This is a genomic window from Moorena sp. SIO3I6, from assembly GCF_010672095.1.
Window position 1 is genome coordinate 1 of record NZ_JAAHHU010001426.1, and the last position, 1,293, is coordinate 1,293.

General features: G+C 45.2%; 1 protein-coding gene. It reads right to left on the bottom strand.

The features are described 5' to 3' along the window. Positions 1–54 precede the first annotated feature (54 nt). A partial coding sequence (locus F6K49_RS49940; protein WP_293110254.1) for a HEAT repeat domain-containing protein occupies positions 55–1,293 on the bottom strand: 1,239 nt, incomplete at its 5' end.

The window sequence follows — 1,293 nt, forward strand, 5'->3', positions numbered from 1 at the left end:
TTAGAAGCAGACGGCCGAGTTGTAGATGAACTTGTCTTCTTTCTTCTTCTGGAATTAGACCTTCGAGCGTAGAAAGGGAATCCAAGTTAGGGCTATGCCTACGTACCCCAGTCCAAAAAACTTCCGCACCCAGGGATTCCAAAAGAAAATAGCTTGGACTTGGGGGGATTTGGGATAAACCAGTATCAGTCCGAACCAAAATAGCATATGAGTTAGCCAGATAATCACCCCTCGCCCAAAAATTTTCTGATAACTACGAGATTCCTGTTCTTCCTGGAGATGATAAAGACCACCACGAACGGTTTCTATCCATCTATCGTGGAAAATTTTATCGGTGTCTTGCTCTAGGCGTTTGATAACTGTTTCAAATTCCAGTATGGATGTTTGCAATTGCACTTTGGTGAGCTGCTTCTTTTGTTTTCCAAGCTTAGAAGCAATTTCGACAAGGGCAGAGGCGGCGGAATAGCGAACATCGATAGATTCATCTTTCAACAGGATTATTAAGTGAGGAACAGCCTGAGTCCCTTGCGTTCCCATCTTTCCTAGAGCAGAGGCGGCATAATAGCGAACATAGACTGAGTTATCCTTAAGCAACTCAATTAATAGAGGCAGAGCATCCTTAGTTGGCTCTCCAATTTCCCCTAGTATCTCGGTAGCGTAAATCCGGATCAGAATAGATTTATCGTTCCTGAGTTGCTCAATGAGCTGGGAAGCAACATCTTTGGTTTTCTCGGCAATCTGCTCTAGGGCATTGACGCTAGTCCTGCGAACCGATAAGGATGTTTCATCCTTTAGGGCTTCAATCAGGTAAGGTACAGCTGACTTGGCTGCCTCTTTTTTATTCCCTAGGGCATAAGCAGCATTAGCACGAACCTCAGCAGATTTATCTTTCCTCAGGACTTCAATGAGCTGAGGTACAGCCTCATGGGTTTTATTTCCCAAATTCCCTAGGGCATAAGCACCATTGGCACGAACTTCAGCAGATTCATCCTTAAGTGCATCAATCAGGTCAGGGATAGCCTGATAAGATGCTTCTCCCATCAATCCCAGAGCAGAAGCGGCTTTGGCACGAACTGGTGCCGAGTCATCATTCCTTAGGGCTTTAATCAACCAAGGGACAGCTCGATCCCCTTCCTCTCCCATACTCCACAGAGCAACAGCAGCTCCCTCCCGAACTGCAGCAGATTTATCCGTCTTCAGGGCTTCAATCAGTAAATAGACAGATTTTGGACCACATTGGACTATAGCTTGTTTAGCCCTTGTGTTGTTTATATCGTTGAATCTGGCGATATA